The 18,227-nt window shown below is 53.5% G+C and carries 15 protein-coding genes and 1 pseudogene; 10 read left to right on the top strand and 6 right to left on the bottom strand.

Annotated elements, in window-relative coordinates; all coding sequences use genetic code 11:
* Positions 1–5 precede the first annotated feature (5 nt).
* Entirely contained in the window at positions 6–2,849 is a 2,844-nt protein-coding gene (locus tag MPN23_RS03770; RefSeq protein WP_243546222.1) for a PLxRFG domain-containing protein, read from the top strand.
* Positions 2,850–2,895: 46 nt separating this feature from the next.
* On the opposite strand, the gene MPN23_RS03775 is transcribed toward MPN23_RS03770, so the two are convergent.
* The 4 genes from MPN23_RS03775 to MPN23_RS03790 form a co-directional block, all read right to left on the bottom strand.
* On the bottom strand, positions 2,896–3,183 hold the full coding sequence (locus MPN23_RS03775) for a phage antirepressor KilAC domain-containing protein (protein ID WP_243546223.1): 288 nt from the start codon (positions 3,181–3,183) through the stop codon (positions 2,896–2,898).
* A gap of 583 nt (positions 3,184–3,766) precedes the next feature.
* Positions 3,767–4,294: a hypothetical protein gene (locus tag MPN23_RS03780; protein WP_243546224.1), complete on the bottom strand. Its 528-nt coding sequence runs from the start codon at positions 4,292–4,294 to the stop codon at positions 3,767–3,769.
* Positions 4,295–4,318: 24 nt separating this feature from the next.
* Positions 4,319–6,817, bottom strand: coding sequence for a DEAD/DEAH box helicase family protein (locus MPN23_RS03785; protein ID WP_243546225.1), 2,499 nt, complete (start codon positions 6,815–6,817; stop codon positions 4,319–4,321).
* Positions 6,818–6,825: 8 nt separating this feature from the next.
* A complete protein-coding gene (locus MPN23_RS03790) occupies positions 6,826–7,665 on the bottom strand; it encodes a restriction endonuclease (RefSeq protein WP_243546226.1) in 840 nt (279 codons plus the stop codon).
* On the opposite strand from MPN23_RS03790, the gene MPN23_RS03795 reads away from it, so the two are divergent.
* Entirely contained in the window at positions 7,658–8,038 is a 381-nt protein-coding gene (locus MPN23_RS03795) for a hypothetical protein (protein ID WP_243546227.1), read from the top strand. The genes MPN23_RS03790 and MPN23_RS03795 overlap by 8 nt on opposite strands.
* A 611-nt stretch (positions 8,039–8,649) precedes the next feature.
* Here MPN23_RS03795 and MPN23_RS03800 read toward each other — a convergent pair.
* A complete protein-coding gene (locus MPN23_RS03800; protein WP_243546228.1) occupies positions 8,650–9,762 on the bottom strand; it encodes an amidohydrolase family protein in 1,113 nt (370 codons plus the stop codon).
* A 383-nt stretch (positions 9,763–10,145) separates the two neighbouring features.
* Positions 10,146–10,544 (bottom strand): annotated as a pseudogene (locus tag MPN23_RS03805) (transposase); the annotation flags it as partial.
* Positions 10,545–10,718: 174 nt separating this feature from the next.
* Here MPN23_RS03805 and MPN23_RS03810 point away from each other — a divergent pair.
* Genes MPN23_RS03810 through MPN23_RS03845 form a run of 8 tightly spaced genes read left to right on the top strand, consistent with a single transcriptional unit; the run spans position 10,719 to position 18,215 of the window.
* On the top strand, positions 10,719–11,807 hold the full coding sequence (locus MPN23_RS03810; RefSeq protein ID WP_243546229.1) for a sensor domain-containing diguanylate cyclase: 1,089 nt from the start codon (positions 10,719–10,721) through the stop codon (positions 11,805–11,807).
* A 19-nt stretch (positions 11,808–11,826) separates the two neighbouring features.
* Positions 11,827–13,047 (top strand): PP2C family protein-serine/threonine phosphatase, encoded by a 1,221-nt coding sequence (locus MPN23_RS03815; protein WP_243546230.1) that lies wholly within the window; start codon positions 11,827–11,829, stop codon positions 13,045–13,047.
* A gap of 16 nt (positions 13,048–13,063) precedes the next feature.
* Positions 13,064–13,615, top strand: a complete 552-nt coding sequence (locus MPN23_RS03820) for a SiaB family protein kinase (RefSeq protein WP_243546231.1) — start codon at positions 13,064–13,066, stop codon at positions 13,613–13,615.
* A gap of 44 nt (positions 13,616–13,659) precedes the next feature.
* Positions 13,660–14,046: a DUF1987 domain-containing protein gene (locus MPN23_RS03825; RefSeq protein ID WP_243546232.1), complete on the top strand. Its 387-nt coding sequence runs from the start codon at positions 13,660–13,662 to the stop codon at positions 14,044–14,046.
* 19 nt (positions 14,047–14,065) lie between these two features.
* Positions 14,066–15,439 carry a methyl-accepting chemotaxis protein gene (locus tag MPN23_RS03830; protein WP_243546233.1) on the top strand — a complete coding sequence of 458 codons (1,374 nt, stop codon included), beginning with the start codon at positions 14,066–14,068 and terminating at the stop codon, positions 15,437–15,439.
* Positions 15,440–15,447: 8 nt separating this feature from the next.
* Positions 15,448–16,431, top strand: coding sequence for an AAA family ATPase (locus MPN23_RS03835; RefSeq protein ID WP_243546234.1), 984 nt, complete (start codon positions 15,448–15,450; stop codon positions 16,429–16,431).
* A complete protein-coding gene (locus tag MPN23_RS03840; RefSeq protein ID WP_243546235.1) occupies positions 16,431–17,747 on the top strand; it encodes a DUF2201 family putative metallopeptidase in 1,317 nt (438 codons plus the stop codon). The genes MPN23_RS03835 and MPN23_RS03840 overlap by 1 nt, the downstream gene beginning before the upstream one ends.
* A gap of 9 nt (positions 17,748–17,756) precedes the next feature.
* Entirely contained in the window at positions 17,757–18,215 is a 459-nt protein-coding gene (locus MPN23_RS03845; protein ID WP_243546236.1) for a hypothetical protein, read from the top strand.
* Positions 18,216–18,227: the final 12 nt, after the last annotated feature.

Consider the following 18,227-nt stretch of genomic DNA (forward strand, 5'->3'; position numbering starts at 1 on the left):
AAGAAATGCGGGACAGGAACCACGGCAGGCTCCCGAAGTGGGGAGAAGCTGCTGCACGTGGCCTGACAGACAAGCCGAGCCGTATTGCCAAACAGGCCGCTCGAAAGGATTCGGTCCCGTCCTTCGTCTACAAGCTTTCATCCGGCGATCTTTCCTCCCTTCAGGAGGTCTGCAGTCTGCCGCACTGGATTGCCAAGCGGTTCCCGGCATTCGATGCCATCTATCGCCGTCAGCTCACTCGCATGGACGAGCGGGCCAAGGTGCTGCGCGAGTCGCTGGAGGAAGTCGAGGATTTCTTTGCGGACATGAGCAGGGAGGATCAGGCTTCGCTGCGGGACATGATCTGGAAGATCGATGGCAGGAAGCTGCCCGGAATGAATCTGGACAAGTTCATTGCGGTCCGGGACGACAGAGGCCGGGACGTGATCGAGAACGGTCGGGTCGTGCTGGAAATGAATCCGCGCTACCATGAAATGTTCGAGGCATGGCTCGACAGGCAGCCCGTGTCCGACAAGGTGAAGAAGGCCCTGCTGGCCCTGAGAACGTCGCTGGATCGGGATTTTTTGCGGGCCTATGATGCCATGCGGGAAATGGCCGAGGTGGACGACGATACGATCAAGGCCTTCCGGACCAACATCAACCACGTCCACAACTACTTCCCGCACAAGCGGTACGGCGCCTACTACATTCAGATCATGGGCGACAATCGGGTTGGCCGGACTGAAAGCGGAAACTGGGCTGTGTTCAATGGCGCGGGGGATATCGTATCGGATGAATTTGCCAAGGAATCTACCGCCCAAAAGTATTGGCGTGAGAACAGGAGGGGAGTGGTTTATCGGGAGCATTTTGACGCAGCCAACAAGGCGTCGGCTTCACGGAAGCTGAAGGCCAAATGGCCTGAACTGCAGAAAAGGTTTCCCGACATCGACCTTGCGGATTCCCGGAACTGGGACAAGGGGGAGAACAAGCACCTTCCCGACGAGCTGTACGAATTCCCCATCGACACGAACGCCATGGAGCAGATCATCAACGCCGCTGCCGACAAGGTGGAGGATCGCAAGAGGGGCGAAGAGATCAGGACCAGAATGGCCGAAGCCGTGTCCGACATCATGAAGGCCCGGGGCTGGTCCGCTGCGACCATTGGCCGCAAGGGTGTTCCCGGGTATGAAACCGAGGACATTCAGGGCATTCTCTACGATTACAAGGCTGGGCTTTCCGGATGGATTACCAAGATGCAGGCCAGTCGGGATTTCACGAAGCTGCTGGGCAAGATTGATGCGAAAGACCATCCGCGTGAATATGTCTATGCAACGAACTACGTGCAGAACATGCTCAGGAACGGGGACCGGATCGACCGGACCGTGGGCAATGTGAAGGCCTTGGCCTTTCTGTGGTATCTGGGCTTCAACCTCAAGACCGCCGCGCTCAACCTGACGCAGAACCTCATCGTGGGCGTGCCGCGTTTGAGCATGGAGACCAGGGACGGCGGATTCCGGTATGCCAAGGCCGCCATGGCTACGCTGACGGATGCGGTGACCAAGGGCAAGCATCTGCCCGAGGATGAAGCGCGGCTCCTGAACGACCTGTACCGCGAGGACGTGATCACCGAGGGATTCCTCAACGAGATTCGCGGGCGTGTGCAGGGTGTGAGTCTGGGCAACCTCTGGAACAAGCTGCTTCGGTGGGCCGGAATGCCCATGGCCATTGCCGAGCGGTTCAACCGGGCGTCTCTGGCTTTGGCCGCATACCGGGCCGCGCGGGACGGCAAGCTGAAACAGCATCCGGGCAGGAAGATGAACTTCGAGGCTGCCAAGGCATTTGCCGAAGACATCGTGCGAGATTCCCATTTTGTCTACGGCAAGACCAACCTGCCCCAGCCGCTCCGCAATTCCGTGGCCGGGCGCGCTGCGAATCCGGTCTACACGTTCCGGACCTTCTCCCACAACATCCTGTCCATCTGGAGCTGGATGCTGCGCACGCAGGGCAGGGAAGGGCGCACTGCCTTTGCCAAGTCCATGCTGGGAACGGCTCTGGTTGGCGGATTCACGGCATTGCCGTTCTACGCCACGATCATGCATCTGTTCCAGTGGCTGACTGGCGATGATGACGACTGGACCGAGGAAATCCGCAAGCGGCTGCCTGAAGGTGACGTGCTGCGCGACATCGTTTCCTACGGCCTGCCCGCAGGCGCGGGCTTTTCCCTTGGCGGATCAGTGGGACTGGAGACTCCGGTTCTCGCCCGAATGGAGCCGGGCGCAACGCTGGAAGAGAACATCGCCGACAATCTGGGCGACATTCTGGGCATTCCATGGGATTTGATCGTGACCAAGCCGTCGAGATTCATGAAGGCCAGAAAGGCCGGGGATGACTGGAGGGCCTTCGAGGAAGTCGCGCCGACCATTGTGCGCAACGGCATGGCCGGATATCGTATGTGGCGGGACGGTCAGTACACCTTGTCCGGCAGGCCGATCAACGACCCGGGCCAGCCCGGTCCGCGCAAGCTGGCTGGCAGTGAGGCCATCGGCAAGAGTCTCGGATTCCAGCCTGTGTCGAATCGGAAGTCCTACGATCAATACCGTTCCAGACAGGTGAAGACGCAGGTGCGCAGTGAAAAGGCGGGCGAACTTGCCAATCGCCTTGTCCGCGCCTTCCGGGATCACGACCGCCGCAAGGTGCATGAGATTCAGGCGGAGTGGAAAGCATGGAACCGGGAAATGAAGGCCGAGGGCAAGCCGTGGATGCAGATCACGAGCACGAACCTCGCCACCCGAGTCAAGGCCCGGGCCAAGGTCCACAAGGTCAGCCGAAGAGATATCGGCATGGTGCTGGAGCAGATGAAGGCGTATTGAGCAAAAGAGAAGGCCCTCAAATTTTTGAGGGCCTTCTCTTTTTGTCCTACGCCGCTGCCTTGTCAGAGGAGTTGTGCAACATTTTCACGATGAAGGTCACGCCTCGCTGGTAGACGAGCGTTTGCGTGCCTACGCGCATCTCGCCGTGAACCTCGTAGAGGCGTTTCACGACACGGAAATATCCTCGGTCTATGTAAATCTGTTTGGGTTCATTGTTCGCCATAAGAACTCCCCGATCCCGGAAAAACTTGAACAGTTTGTTGCGGCCAATTTCGAAATCCTTGTGCAGGGCCTTGGCTACCGATCCGATGGGCAGAGTCGTGTCCGAAGCCATGAGCTAATCCAATGTTTCGGCCTTTGGCTTGAGCCTGTCGCGCTCTGCTTGAAGCTCCTGACGCTTTTCGCGTTCAGTCTTGAGGTCGGTCGCCAGTCGGATGAGCGTGTCTGGGTTGAGCAAGACTTCCTTTTGGGTGGGAAGTAATGCGCGCGGTGGGAGTTGGAGGGGGGAGATTGGGGTGGAAACCTGTACCCCCTCCTGAACCCCCGCGAGGGGATTGAGAGGCTTGCTCAAATCGGTTGTTACTGGAATAATTGAGTGAAGGAAGGGTCAAGATTGGCACGTTGCGGCCTGTCACGCCGGAGGCCGAGGGTTCGAGTCCCTTCGGCTCCGCCAGAATAGAACAAGGATCTTAGTCGTTTAGGTTAAGATCCTTTTTCTATTTTCTGGTCCGAAAAACATCGGACAGGTAATCCCCCCATTTCTAGGGGGGGATTACCGACACATCCATCGGATACATTTTTATTTTTAGGTAGTAATCGCGCAGGGTTGGAATGTGCAATTTTGCCATGGCTCCCGGCTAAATGCACTTATCCTCTCGGATTTGCAGGGGAAGTTTGATGGGTCAGGTTTTAAGAGACTAATCAATTTCCCATTCACTAAAACGGTAGCCATCACCGTCATTGTGGTAGATGAAAACTTCATCGAAATAGCCCGTTTCATTTTTCACTGACTTGCACTCTTCTTCCATGAGTCCGAATGTTGTGTCATCCACCGCCCATGGAGAGTAGACTTTTATCACGAGTGCTCCTGGACCATATTCATCGAATGCTTCTTTGTAGCTAGTCTTAGAAAGTTTGCTTGCTAGGGTTTCAGCGAATTTTTCTGCAACGTACTGGTCCATGTTCATATATCTACCATCCGGCATCGCTATATGATTTCGGTCTGGGTCGGCATACGAATTCAGGTCTATTGCCCATTTATCACTATGGTAAGAAGACGATACTTCAACCCAGAAGGTTTCGTCTGTCGTGAGATTTTGTACTATCCCATCTGGTGGGTCAGGGGTGGCGATGACTTCATATTCATCTTCGCCTTCATTGAGCCAATCAAGATAGTCCTCTAGAATTGACTTTTCTTGCTCTTGTTTCACTTCTGAGTAGCTCATGGCCTTCCCCTTCAATATATGAAGTTAATCCCTAGGTTTTTCTTTCAAATCGATGGCTAGTGTTGATTGCATATTGGTAATGCATCTCGGCCAATTAGCTCCTCTGAATTCTAACCAATCGTAAACGAGACAATCTGATTTGCTCTTTCCGAGTGTTTGGGTATCTTTGTATATTTCTTTTGCAATGTCGCAAAGACGTTGAAACTGTTCTATGTTTACAATTCTTAGGTCAGGGTGTGGGTTGCAGCTTGCTGTTACATCAAGGTTTCTTCCGAGGATCACAAGGAATTTTTCATATCCAGGAAATTTTGCATTAACATATCTAACATGATCGTCGAATTGAGCAACGTCCTTCTTTCTGTATTTTGCAGGGTCACTTTTGTCTGTTTTCGCTTCTAAAATTAATAGCGATTTTGACTCATGATCAATCCATAAGACATCAGGTCCGGTCTTGTGTTCTTTGTCAGGTCTACTAGCTTCAAGACCAAGCAATTCCCCAAGCTGCTTGAGGGCTTCCTCACAAGGGTTTGTCTTGTCTCCATAAATGATGTCGGCTCTAAGATCGTCAAAGTCCCTAAGGATTCTGGGATAGCTGGATTCGAATATTCTAAATATGTTAGTGGATTGCTGTGTCCTTATGTCTTGCTTGCCAATGCTAGCTTTTAAGTCTTGTAAATTTTTAGGGAGTCCAAGGGCTGCCCTAGTGTTTGCAGCCTTTCTGTACTCCCTAAAAGCAGATATGTGGTCATCCAGTTCTTCATAAACGAAGCCAAGCCAATGACGGTACCAAGAGGCGAGACGAATATCCTGCCTCTGGGTCTCTTCGCAAAGTTTAGAAAAAAGTCTCAAAGCTGCCTGATAGTCACTTTCCCATAGTTTTTGAAACGCTCTTTTTTCCCTGAGAAGTATCTCAGATATCCAACTAGGCAAAAATTGATCTGGTTCAGTTTCCATCTGAGTGATGTTTTCTGAATAGAAGTTATCCCATTCAGGGTTTCCAGAGAGTACCCCCTCAACCAAATCATCGTATGCGATGTTGCCTAGGGCCACGTTTCGTTTTAACTCTTCTCCAAGTTTGATTTGCTTTTGAAGAAGGCTGGGAAAGTGCACGATGTTTTTTGGAGTTGAAAGCCAGCGTCGCAATTCATTTCCGGTGACAACAACGACTCCATGGTCAGTATTGCTTCTAAAAATTCTACCAATAGCTTGAATTATACGAATAGCTGTCTTCGATGATCTCAATACTGAGACTTGAAGCTTGTTTTCTAGGAATTTGTCGAAGTGATGAGAGCTCGATGGGGTTCTGCATAGAATAAGAATACGACAGCTATCCCCTGGCAAATCAACCCCATCATATCGAGCAACTAAAATGAGTTTTGAATTGTCGTCTCTACCTCTGAATGATTCTAAGAATTCTTCATCACAATTCTTATCAAATATTTCTCCGATGTGGTTCCACTCCTCCGCCGCTTTGTATGATGGAACGATTATGCAGCCTTTCTTGTCTTCTATTAGATTTTCGGCTTCTTCCCGCTGCTTCTCATCTTCCTCTCCTTCAGGAAATACAAACAGTCTTTGCGCGTCACCCGATTTTCCAGAAGGAGTAATGCTTGTCGGTGCTTCAATGCCAAATGTTCGTATGAAATCGGTTTTTATTGGTAGAGTAGCGGTGAGGTATACCCTTTTGCTTTCAGCAGCAAAGACGTTGAGTCGATGTGTAGGAAGACAGGGAGGTGTTATTTCGATGCCTGAACCATCAATTATTAAGCAGCATCTCACCAGATCATCTTTGATATGATTCCATGCAAACTTGTTGTCATCGTCTGCTACATTGTTGCGTCTTAAAATTTCAAGAAGCTTTTCCTTCTCTCTTCTCAGTTCAAATTGAGGAAGGTAAAGCATCGCTTCATATTTCCCGGAGCGCACATCGTTTACGATTTCGGACTGATATGAATCCTCGAAAAATGGTTGGAAGAGTGTAATGATTTCATCGAATGCATCTGATCCGTGTTTGAATTTTAGGGTAAAGCAATCACGAAGTATCCCTTCGACGACATGTCCATCATCAAAAACATATCCTCGGATTTCTTCTCGATTAAATATACTAAATCCGTTAAACAGCGCAGCGTAGGTTGTAATACAAGGGCCATCGCAGCGGTCAAAATGTTCGCGGTTTGTCCAGCTAGAATTTACATACGTTGAAACAAGTAGTCCGCATTCGCTGGCTCTTTTAGCTGCTTGCTCGACCAACTGAATTGTTGGGCAAAGGTAGAGCACCTTTTCTCGATGTTCGTTTATGATTGATTGTGCGATGAGTAACCCTACAAGGGTCTTCCCGCCGCCTGTGTTCATCTCAACTATGATGTCGTCATTTTCTCGTTGCTTTGACCATTCGACTAACGCCTCGTTTTGAGGAGCCCAAATGTTTTCAACAGTTCCTCGGAGAGTTAGTCCATTAAATATTTCAAGCGGATCAACTGCGGTTTTTTTGCCCGCCTTTCGGATGCTTACTTTGTCAAACATGTTTGTCCCTATATCTTTTCAAACCATTGGCTATCGACTTCAACTTCCTCAACCATCCGAACATTCACACCAAGCCGTAGCTTCTTGAGCATTTCAACGAGGTCATCCCCATCAATCAAATCAATCGGTGAAGCCCCATCACGGGTCGCCTCTTTGGTTGCTTCGCGTGTAAAGGTCCCAGTGGTGATGAACAGTCCTTTGTCTGCTTTGCCAACCATGGCACCTCTGAAATCTCGAATTGCTCCCGGTCCAACAGAGCCTTTGTAGCGTTTGCACTGGAAGACAACGTGGTAACTTAGGACATCCTGAATCTTCACGATTCCTTTTCCGTCGATACCACCATCGCCAGACTGACCTGTTACTTCGACTTGAACAAAACCAATTTCACGAAGGATGCGCTTTGCCAAACGTTCAAAAGCACTCGGATCAAGTGCTAGAACCGCTTGGTGAATAACCTCACGCCAATCACCCATTTCTGGAAGAGCTTCGGGAGCATCATCAATGACTTTCTTTCTTGAGTTTTTTGTCAACCCTCGAACCGTTTGAACGATCTCTTCAGCGTCGAGTTTCATCCCACGTTGGTACTTGTCGGTAAAAGACCAAACACCTCGTTTGGAGTTCTCGATCAGGCCGACCTTCTTGAGATAGGTCCTAGCCCAAGCAAGACGATACTCAACTTCGGTCTGGCTGGACTTCTCAGGGTTGTGAGGGGGGGAAGTGACTTCTTCCGGCAGGTTGAGAAGCTGGATTACTCCTTCGGCGATTTCTTGAATGGTTCCAGAACCTCCAAGTTCGTCGATGACAGTTAGCGTGGGGATCACCATTTCGTGGTATTTGGGTATGATCATATGTCGTCGGCATACTCCTCCGTCTATAAAAAGCCAAGGGCCAAACAAAAAAAGGTTCATCCGGCTCAAGCGTACTTTTGACAAAATGACAGGATATGCCGTCCTTGCCCAATTACTCGCGGCCGCACAAGGTGCCGTCCGGGTATTGGAAGATCATCGCGATCATGACGGAAGATTCCCAACAGCCTTTGCGGCTTCTCGGATTCATTTTCGACCAGAATACGCCAAGGGGGCAAAGGAAATGGGCTACGCCGCTTCGGTCAATGCGATCGAAATTCGGACCGGACTCAACTTTTTCCCGGGGCTTGAAAAGGACCACGACGAAGCGTTTGTGGAAGCCTTGGAAGGGTGCAATTCACCATCCCTCAATTAGAGGGCAGGTTCGCAAAAAAAACACGCCCCCATGATCCGCTGGGCCGAGGGACCGTTTGATTTATGGAGACCTTCCCAAGCCTACCATAGTCCTTCTAAAGTCATGAGAAACAATGTGTGATTTGATGTGTGATTCTTTGCAATGCTCTTACATTTTGTCGCACATTATCACACATTAAAGCCGCATAACTCTTTGATTTTCAGTTCGTTTGATTTCTTTATACTCGACTCGAAATCGAGTTATGGGTAACCCCCATACGTGGGTTCGAATCCCACCCTCTCCGCCAGCCAGCAATGGGGACTATGGGTAAACGCCTGTAGTCCTTTTCTTTTTTCCAATTCGACGTCCTGAACAAAAGGGCCGAAATCATGCTCCGGTGACCCAATTACACAAATCGGTCACACAAATCGGAGTTGACGGCATGCCCCGAAAAGTCAGCAATGGCCCAGTTATCTCGTTACCCATGGTGCTTACTTCAGGATGGTGGTTCCTTGTGATCTGCGCCAACACCTTAGATGCACAGGTAATCCTCCCATTTCTAGGTGTAGCGCGACACCGAGGAGCCTTCACCGTTTTGGGGTGCGAAAAGGGGAATGTCCCCGACGGCCGGGCTATACCTCGACCACGTCCGAGGACAGCAAGGACAGACGTTGCTGCAAGGGCTGTTCCTCCTTCCCGGGATCGGCCGTGGCCGGGGTGCGCTTTGTTGCGCCGACCAAATCCAGAAAGTTGCGGCTGGCCACCCGCATGGCAGTCTCCGGCCCCAGTTTGGCCAGAAATGGATCGTACTTGCCGATGGCGGCCGCGTACTCCGACCAGTGGCCTATCATGTCCGTGCCGATCATGACCCGCCGGGGAAACGTCTCCACCAAATCGACCCAGCGTTCGTCCACATGGCCGCCCGGGGCCACGCACTCCTCGTAGACCACCCACGACAGGTCGATCCAGAGGTTGGGACGGCGGGTCATCAGCCCCTTGATGTCGGCCGTGATGGTCGGAATGGAGAAAGACCGGGACACCCCGGCGTGCGCCAGGATAATTGTGGTCTCCGGGTGCTTGGCCAGAGCGTTTTCCACTTCGTAGAGATACACCGGTTCCCCAAGCCGCTTGTTGCCGACATTGGAATGCAGTTGAACCGGTAGGTTGCGCCGGGCGGCAAAAGCATAGACCGAATCCAAGGCCGGATGGTCGGCCGTGGCCGTCTCGCCCAAGGTCAGGGCGGTGAGATCATCGTGGCGCAGCATGATTTCGCCGATGCCCTGCCAGACTTCGGGAAACCAGTCGAACATCCGGCGTACATGGTTGATGGCGTATTGGTCGGTGGGATTGAAACCGCACAGGAACGGGTGGAGCCGACCGCGTTCGCTCTCTGGCAGGGCCTGATACGCTCTGGCCACGTCCACGTCCGTGGACCCGTAAAAATAAACCCGGGAATCGTTGTCGAGATAATAGGTCGGCGGCTTCCGATCGACCCTGTCCCATTTTTTTGTCACAGGCAGACCCATGATCTGGCAGTGCGCCACCCCGGCCTTGTTCATATGCCCGATCAGGCTTTTGAGCCCTTCGCTGCCCTGAATGAAGTCCACCACGTGGCAGTGGGCGTCGCTCTTGAGGAGGCCCCCTCCCGGAGCTTTGGGCATGGACTTGGACAAAGCCGTCCCGGGGCTTACGGCGGCGGCCGCAGCCACCATTCCCATCGCCTGCAACATCTCACGTCGCGTCATGGTCATTTGCATTCTCTCGCCGGAACCGCTTGGTAGCAAATCGGATGTCGCGAGTCGGCGGTTCCAGGCAAGTGGCAGCAATACATGCAATCGACGCGGCCATCCTCCGTGCGCAAGACTCAATGCGCCCTGACGCAGGGTTGTCTATATTGAATCATGGCATGATTCGAAATGGCATTCAAGAGGGCCCGGGCCCATTTCTCGCCAGCCACAGCTCTTGGGTTTTCGTTGAAGAATTAAGGGTAGGGCCGCAATGCATATCGCCCCCATGATCAGCTGAGTCGAGGGAGCGTTTGATTTATGGAGGCCTTCCCAAGCCCACCATGGTCCTTCAAAAGTCATGAGAAACAATGTGATCCTGCTACAAAAAAGTGGACCACCAGTTAAGCCACTTCCTTCATGACGAGTTGTTTTTCAAATTCGGCGGTCGATATCCAGCCATTTGAGGAATGTCTCCGCCTCCGGTTGTCGTAGGCCTCGATGTATTGAAACAGCGCCAGTTCCGCCTCAAGGCTGTTTGAGAATCGCCGATGTCGGACGAATTGAGTCTTGAGGGTATGAAAGAAGGATTCAGCAACGGCGTTGTCCCAGCAATTTCCTTTGCGGCTCATGCTCTGAACGCAGCCATGTCTTCTCAATTCCGATCGGAAATCATGGCTGGCAAGCTGAATTTCCCTGTCGCTGTGGATCAAAAGGCCGTGAGGTGGCCGCCTTCGGGCAAAAACCTTGTGGAAAGCCCGCATAATATCCGCTCTTGGAAACCTTGAGCGTACGGCACATCCTCTTCACCAAAAAATGCGAGCGGTGGTCCCTTACGAAACAGAATCTCATTTCGGTGTCCTGCTGAAGAGCGCCAATGCTTTTTTTAGAGTGGGAGTCTCTTGACATTGAAAACGAATATCAATATCAGTCAATTCGACATGACGAAATCAGTTCGGATTCCGGAGGGGAAGCGCGTGCAGAAGGCGGTATTCAGGAAAGAGGAAATAATTCTGGGCCGGGTTCGTACCTGCTTGGAATCAGGGAAAAAAATTCAGGCTTTTGATTCCCTTGTTGCGGAATACGGAAAATTGCTGCGCCAAAGTCGTCGTCTGGTGACCATGGGTGACAGGATGCAGAACAGTCTGAATGAACTGAATCAATCCTTGACCGCCAGCGAATGGAAGTATCGCAGCATATTTGAAAACGTGGTTGAAGGCATTTTTCGCGCTAGCCCCGATGGCAGGCTGGTAGAGGTCAATCCCGCTCTGGCTGACATGTTCGGTTATGCCACTCCCTCTGATTTTCTGGCCTGTTTTTCAAGGGTGCAGGAAATGTTTCGCAGTATTTCCTCAGTGAAGCGCTATGAAAACACGCTTGAACGGCAGGGAAGCCTGCGTGCCTATCAAACCGAAATGAAGCATTCGGACGGAAGATTCTTCTGGGGAGAACTGAGTGCCAGTCTGTTGCCTGAACAGGAGGAAGCGCCTGGCGGAATCGTGGGCGTGATCGTGGACGTGACCGAACGGAAGTGCATGATGGAAGAGATGTGCCGACTCGCCCGGACGGACAGCCTGACCGGGCTGTGGAACAGGGGCTACTTCATTGAGTTGGCCCGCAGGGAACTGGCGCGGAATCAACGGCATGGCGGAGCGCTTTCCCTGCTCATGGTGGATGTGGACCATTTCAAGTCGGTCAATGATTCCCACGGGCACGATGTGGGCGATCAGGCCTTGCAAACCCTGGCTTCGGTTTTTTGTGCCTCGGTCCGTGAAATTGATGTTATCGGACGTTTCGGAGGAGAGGAGTTTGTCATTCTGCTTCCCGGTTCCGGAAGGATGGACGCCTGTTTTGTGGCGGATCGCATTCGAGCTGCGGTCAGGGATGAAATCGTGCCGACCAGGGACGGCCCATTGCAGTTGTCTGTCAGTATCGGCGTCACTTCCTGGAGTGAAAAGACACGTGATCTTGATGAACTGCTGAAATACGCGGATATCGCGCTGTACGCGGCCAAGAAAAATGGTCGGGATCGGGTTGAAGTGTTTCGTCGTCCTTGCTGCATGTAGTGTTTTTTTTCGAACTTTAATGAAAATGAAACTCAAATTCATAAAACAGGTTGAAACGAAAATGACATGGGTGAATGGCATGGTTGAACGCGTAGCCGGGTGGAGCATCAGACGAAAAATGGATATTGTCCTGTTTCTGGGGCTTGTTCTCTTTCCCCTCGCACTGCTTTTGGTCGGCTATTCGCAGGATCAGAGCTCACTGCTCAATTTCACGGTAGGATTTCTGACCTTGTCCGTGATCCTTTTCATCCCCATATCGCGCGGGCTCAGTCTGCTCATGGCCGAACACAGCATTCGGAAATTGAATGACCAGTGCTATCGGCTCAAGAGGGGGGATTATTCTCTGGATGTGCTGCCGCCGGAGCAGGGGGAGGAGCATGATTTCATGCGACTCAGGCGAAATCTGCACTGGATGGGGTACGCCATTGCCACTCGGGAGCAGAAGCTGGCCAGTGCCATCGACAAACTGGCCGAAACGCAACATCAGATTCTGGAAAGCATCGAATACGCCAGCCTGATTCAAACCTCGTTTCTGCCGGACGTGGGCAAATTCAGTGACATTTTCAGCAGTCATTTTCTGCTTTGGAGCCAACGGGACAGGGTTGGTGGAGATTCCTGCTGGGTGAAACGGTACGGCTCCGGTTTTTTCGTGGCGGTCATAGATTGCACAGGCCATGGCGTGCCCGGCGCATTCATGACCCTGATCGTGCAGTCTATGCTGGAAAGGGCCGTGTTCGAAGCGAATTCCGCAAAGCCTTCCGAAGTGCTGGCCAGACTGAATTGCCTCATCAAGGATGCTCTTGGTCAAAACGATGGGACGTCCCGATCCGATGACGGGCTTGATTGCGCGTTGTGCTTCATCGAACCGGACAGAAGCCGTTTGTTTTTTTCCGGTGCGAATCGTCCCTTGTTCATCATGGAAAATCATCAGATTCGTACGCTCAAGGGAGATCGTTGCGGCATCGGATACGTGCGTTCGCCCAAAGCATTTGCTTTTACCGATCACGAAGTTTCGTTGCGGCCCGGAATGCGTTTCTTTCTGACAACGGATGGCGTCACGGATCAGGTCGGCGGTCCCAGGGGATTGCCGTTTGGAAAAAGTCGGCTCTTGGCCTTTTTGCTGGAGCATGCGGACAACACGTTGGAAGGACAGGATATTCCGCTGAGAAAAACGCTTGAAGACTATAGAGGTGAGGAACCCAGAAGAGATGATGTCACGGTGCTTGGATTTGAAATTTAGGCGAGGAGCGAATGAAATGACACCGGAAATGTTTGGATACTATGAAAAATTCCAGAAAGATCGGGCAATACTGTATTTCAACGGTCCTGTTTCACAGGGTATGGTGGAGAGTTTTGCCGAATTGATGCGCGAAAAGATGCGTTTTGAGGTCGCGGACAGAAATGTCGTGCACCGCGTGTTTGCGATTCTTGTGGAACAAATGCAGAACATCGTTCGATACTCCGTGGACAAAAGTACGGATCATACTGAAAGCAATGGCGAAATTGCTCTCGGGCAGGTTGTCGTGGGGCAGGAGGATGACGGACGTTTTTTCGTGGCCTGCGCCAATCGGATCGCGGCAAAGGATGGAGAGACTCTTTCGAAACGTATCGAAAAGGTTCGCTCCATGAGCAAGGCCGACCTCAAGGTTCTTTACAGGGAACAACGCCGCAATGGTCCTGCACCGGATTCCAAGGGAGCGGGATTGGGATTCATCGACATGGCCCGAAAGGCTGCCGGGCCCATGGATTTCAGGATCATTCCCGTGGATTGCGATACGTCCTTTTTTTCCATGAAGGTCGTTGCCTGATTCCGGCTTGAAGATTTGAACACACTGTCAACAGGAGGCAAACCATGACCAAATATACCGTGCAGGGGACCAAATCATCTCCTTTCATCGATTTCGATCCGACGTCAGGTGTTTTCGAGATCAGGGGGGAATCGTACCCGGAAAACTGCTCCCGATTCTACACTCCCATGTTCGACTGGCTCGCATCCTACATGGACTCCGCCCCTCGCACCCGCACCGAATTGAACATGGAGGTCATCTATTTCAACAGTTCCACGTCCAAGGTGTTCATGGACCTTTTCGACATGCTCGACAATGAGGCGGCCAAAGGCCGGAATATTGTGGTGAATTGGCGATATCACGAGGAAAACGAGATCGCGCAGGAGTGCGGTGAGGAATTCATGGAGGATGTCAGCAACGTTCGCTTCAACCTTGTGGAAATTCCAGCCTGATTGCGTAACGGGAGAACATATGCGGCGGATTCTTTTCCTTGTTGGATCCTTTTTTCGTCTGAATCGTGCGGCCCGTTGCATCTGGGCTGTCAACGGACTGGTCGGCGGCGTATGCCTCGGGGCGGCCGCGGTCAGCGGATTTCATGTTGCCCGGATGGAAATGCCTCATGCGCATTGGTGGCTTGGCGGAACCGTGGCGCTGGGACTGCTCATCCTGTTTCTTTTTACCTCGGCAGCGTTGTGCCGGTACGTGTGCCGCCCTCTGGAGGACATTTGCACTTCGTGCCGGGATGCGGCGTCAGGGAATTATGAAAATCTCCCCCGGTCGAACCATCCTGCGGAAATGGGAGAGCTTGGCAAGGCCGTGGGTGAAATCATTTTCGGTGTACGGGAAAAAATCGATGATGCCGAAGCCATGCGCCGGGAAGCTTTCAAGGAATCCCGCAAGGCAACTCGCGCCGTGCGGCGTGCGGAACAGGAATCCGCCAGAGCCGAGGCAGCCAGAGGACAGACATTGGAACAGGCGTCGTCGCAAATCGAACAGGTGGTGGACATGGTGTGCGGCGGAGCCGGCAATCTGCTTTCAACGGTGCGTTCCGCAGGGCAGGGAGCTGCTTCCCAGCAACGCAAGCTGGAAGAGGCCGGGGAGTCCATGGAACAGATGAACATCGCGGCAGCGGATATTTCCAGCAATTCCGGAGAGGCTGTCGCCAAGTCCTCCATGGCCACGGAACAGGCCGTGCAGGGGGCTCGGATCGTGAAACGGAGCATTCATGCGATTTCGGAATTGGACGCCCTGTATCATTCTCTGGCCGAAAACGTGGACAGACTGGGCAGGGAAACCGGGAACATCGGCAGCGTCATCGAGGTGATCAGCGACATAGCGGATCAGACCAATCTGTTGGCCTTGAATGCCGCCATAGAAGCGGCCCGTGCCGGAGATGCCGGTCGAGGGTTTGCCGTGGTGGCGGATGAGGTGCGCAAGCTGGCGGAAAAGACCATGGATGCCACCGGCAGGGTTGGAAAAATCATCAATTCCATTCGTCTTGTCGCGGATTCCAATATCGAAGGAATGCGGGAGGCGGGAAAAGCCATGAATGACGTGACCTCCTCGGCCAGGGAATCCGGACAGGCGCTCGATGCCATCGTGACATTATCTCGGGATGCAACGAACCGCATACAGGGAATTGCCACGGCATCGGATCAGCAGGCCGCAGCATCGGAACAGATGGGGCGTGTTGTGAAGGTCATCAATGATGTAGCCGGAAATACGGCGGAAGGAACGCAACGGGCGGATGAATGCCTGGAGCGGTTGATCGGAAACATGAATGAACTGCAGCGGATCGTGGAAGACATGCGCCAGGAGGGCGTTGCCTTTCGCAAGGCTGCCTAGGAATATTGATGACACCGAAACAGATTGAAAACGCTTTGAAGCTCCTTGTGCCTTTGGCTCAGCCCGTCTTTGTCTGGGGAGCGCCGGGAGTGGGCAAAAGTCAGATTGTGGCACAGGTGGCCGAGAAACTGGGCCGTGAACTCGTGGACATCAGAGCCGTTCTGCTCGACCCGGTCGACTTGCGCGGACTGCCGAGGATCGAGAAGGACGGAACCGCAAGCTGGTGCCCGCCGTCCTTTTTGCCGACTCGGGGAGAAGGGGTTCTCTTTCTGGATGAATTGAATGCGGCTCCGCCTCTGGTGCAGGCCGCCTGCTATCAGTTGGTGCTGGACCGTCGGATAGGGGAATATGAATTGCCCGACGGATGGACCGTGGTGGCGGCCGGCAACCGGGAATCCGATCGTGCGGTGACGCATCGGATGCCATCGGCTCTGGCCAACCGGTTTGTTCACCTTGATTTCGAGACGGATGTGAAGGATTGGCTCGAATGGGCGGAATCCCGGGGCCTGTCGCCGGAACTGCTTGCCTTCATCCGTTTCCGCCCCGCCCTGCTGCATGATTTTGATCCGCAGGGAAGTGAAAAGGCGTTTCCCTCGCCGCGTACCTGGGAATATGTTGCCCGCATTGCGCAGGCAGTACCTGCGGCCGACATGGAATACGATCTGGTCAAGGGGGCCGTGGGCGAAGGTGCGGCTGCGGAATTCGTCGGTTTCTGCAAGGTCTACCGCGAGCTTCCCGATCCGGATGAGGTCCTTGCCGCTCCAGAGACCGCTGCCATGCCCGAAAGTCCAGCCACCATGTACGCCTTGTGTGAAGCCTTGGCCAGAAAGGCCGGAAACGAGACTTCCGAGGCGCTTGTGACCTATGCTTCCAGACTGCCGTCGGAATTCGGTGTGGTTCTGGTTCGCGGCGCGGTGCGCACCCATCGGGACATGGTGCGAACCCCAGCCTTTTCCCGCTGGGCCGAAGCCAATGCGGATGTGCTGTTCTGATGCGCGAGACCATCCGCAGAAAACTGCTCAAGGCGCGGACAGCCCTTGTTCTGGATCACCCCTTTTTCGGGAGTCTGTGTCTGCGCATGACTCCGGAGGAGGACTCGACGTGCCGAACAGCATGGACCGATGGGCGAACTCTTGCCTACAACCCGGCCTATGTGGACAGTCTGGAACCGGACGCCCTCTGCGGCCTGCTGGCGCATACCGTGATGCACCCAGCCTGTCAGCATCACACCCGGCGCAAGGGGCGCGACCATGATTTATGGAACATGGCCTGCGATCATGCCATCAATTGGCTTTTGCTGGATGCCGGATTGAACCTGCCTGTCGGGTATCTGGACAATCCCGCCTACCACGGCTTGAATGCGGACGAAATCTATGCGGCTCTGGCCTCCGCTGCATCCGGTGACGGTCCCGGGGAACTCGGCGAGTCCGGGGATGGCCAGGAGCAGGGCGATGCCGCACCGGAACAGGCTGGATCGTCGCATGGCGAAGAGGGCTCGGGAGACGAAGTTTCCGGAAGTGGAGGGCAGGGCGAACAGGATGGCGGACCGGACAGCGGGGATGATGGCGAGGCCGAATATTCGAAAGACCCCGGGATGTCCGGCGATCCGGGTGGAAGCGGCGAAGTGCGCGACGCGGACAACGAGGACGGTTCCGGCAGTCCTCGGGGACAGGAAAAGGCGGACGAGGAATGGCGCATGGCTCTTGCCGAAGCCGCGCAGCAGGCAAGGGACATGGGCAAGTTGCCCGGCGGATTGGAAAGGCTGGTCAAGTCCGTGCTTTCCCCGAGGCTGGATTGGCGCGAATTGCTGGATCGGTTCATTCGGGACAGGGCACGCAACGACTATGCCTGGACACCTCCCAGCCGCAGACATCTGCACATGGGGCTGTATTTCCCGTCCCTTGCGCAGGAAGCTCTGCCCGAGGTCGTTCTGGCTCTTGATACTTCCGGCAGCGTGACTGCCCATGATCTGGAACAGTTTGCGGCCGAGCTTTCCGCGATTCTGGAGCAGTATGACACCACACTTCGAATTCTGTACTGCGATCGGGAAATCATGGGGGAACAAACGGTTCGCCGTGAAGATCTGCCCCTCTCGCTGAAGGCATGCGGTGGCGGTGGAACGGATTTTCGGCCCGTGTTCCGCCATGTCGAGGAAACCGGCATGGCACCAGCCTGTCTGGTATATCTGACGGACATGGTCTCCACAGGTTTTCCTGAAAACATTCCTCCGTATCCCGTGCTGTGGGCACGTATCGGAGGAGGCGGACGGATTCCCCCGTTCGGCAACGTCATCGACATCGTGCAATGAGGAGGCGACATGATTCTTGAATGGACCATCCGCAAGAAACGCGGCAACTATCGTCCCATGCTGGAATACTCCATCAGTCTGGAACCCTTTGAACGAAATCTGGCTGTTCCTCAGGTCGTGTTGGAAAGCTCCATTCCCAGACCTCCGCAGGGATGGACGAACCACTGCCATCCCGGCCATGCGGAGCGTGCGGGACTTCCTTGCGAAACCTATCGGCTTCATACGCCGAGCCACAAGCAGGGAAAGCTTTCGGACAGCCTCCGCCTGCCGTGGCGGGAAGACGGGGAATATCCCGAGGTTGAAACGTCATTCCGCCTGTTGCGCGAACATTTTGAAATCGTGTTGAAAAACACCTACGACAGTCAGCCTCTCGAACAATCCGGACGCCTTGAGCTTTCCGGGGAAACCCGTCGGCATGTCGCTACCGGTGTGGCCGCACAACGTTTTCTGCAAGCCGTGGGGTTGTAGATGCGAATGTAT

Origin of the sequence: Pseudodesulfovibrio tunisiensis (assembly GCF_022809775.1) — a bacterium.
Lineage (GTDB): Bacteria > Desulfobacterota > Desulfovibrionia > Desulfovibrionales > Desulfovibrionaceae > Pseudodesulfovibrio > Pseudodesulfovibrio tunisiensis.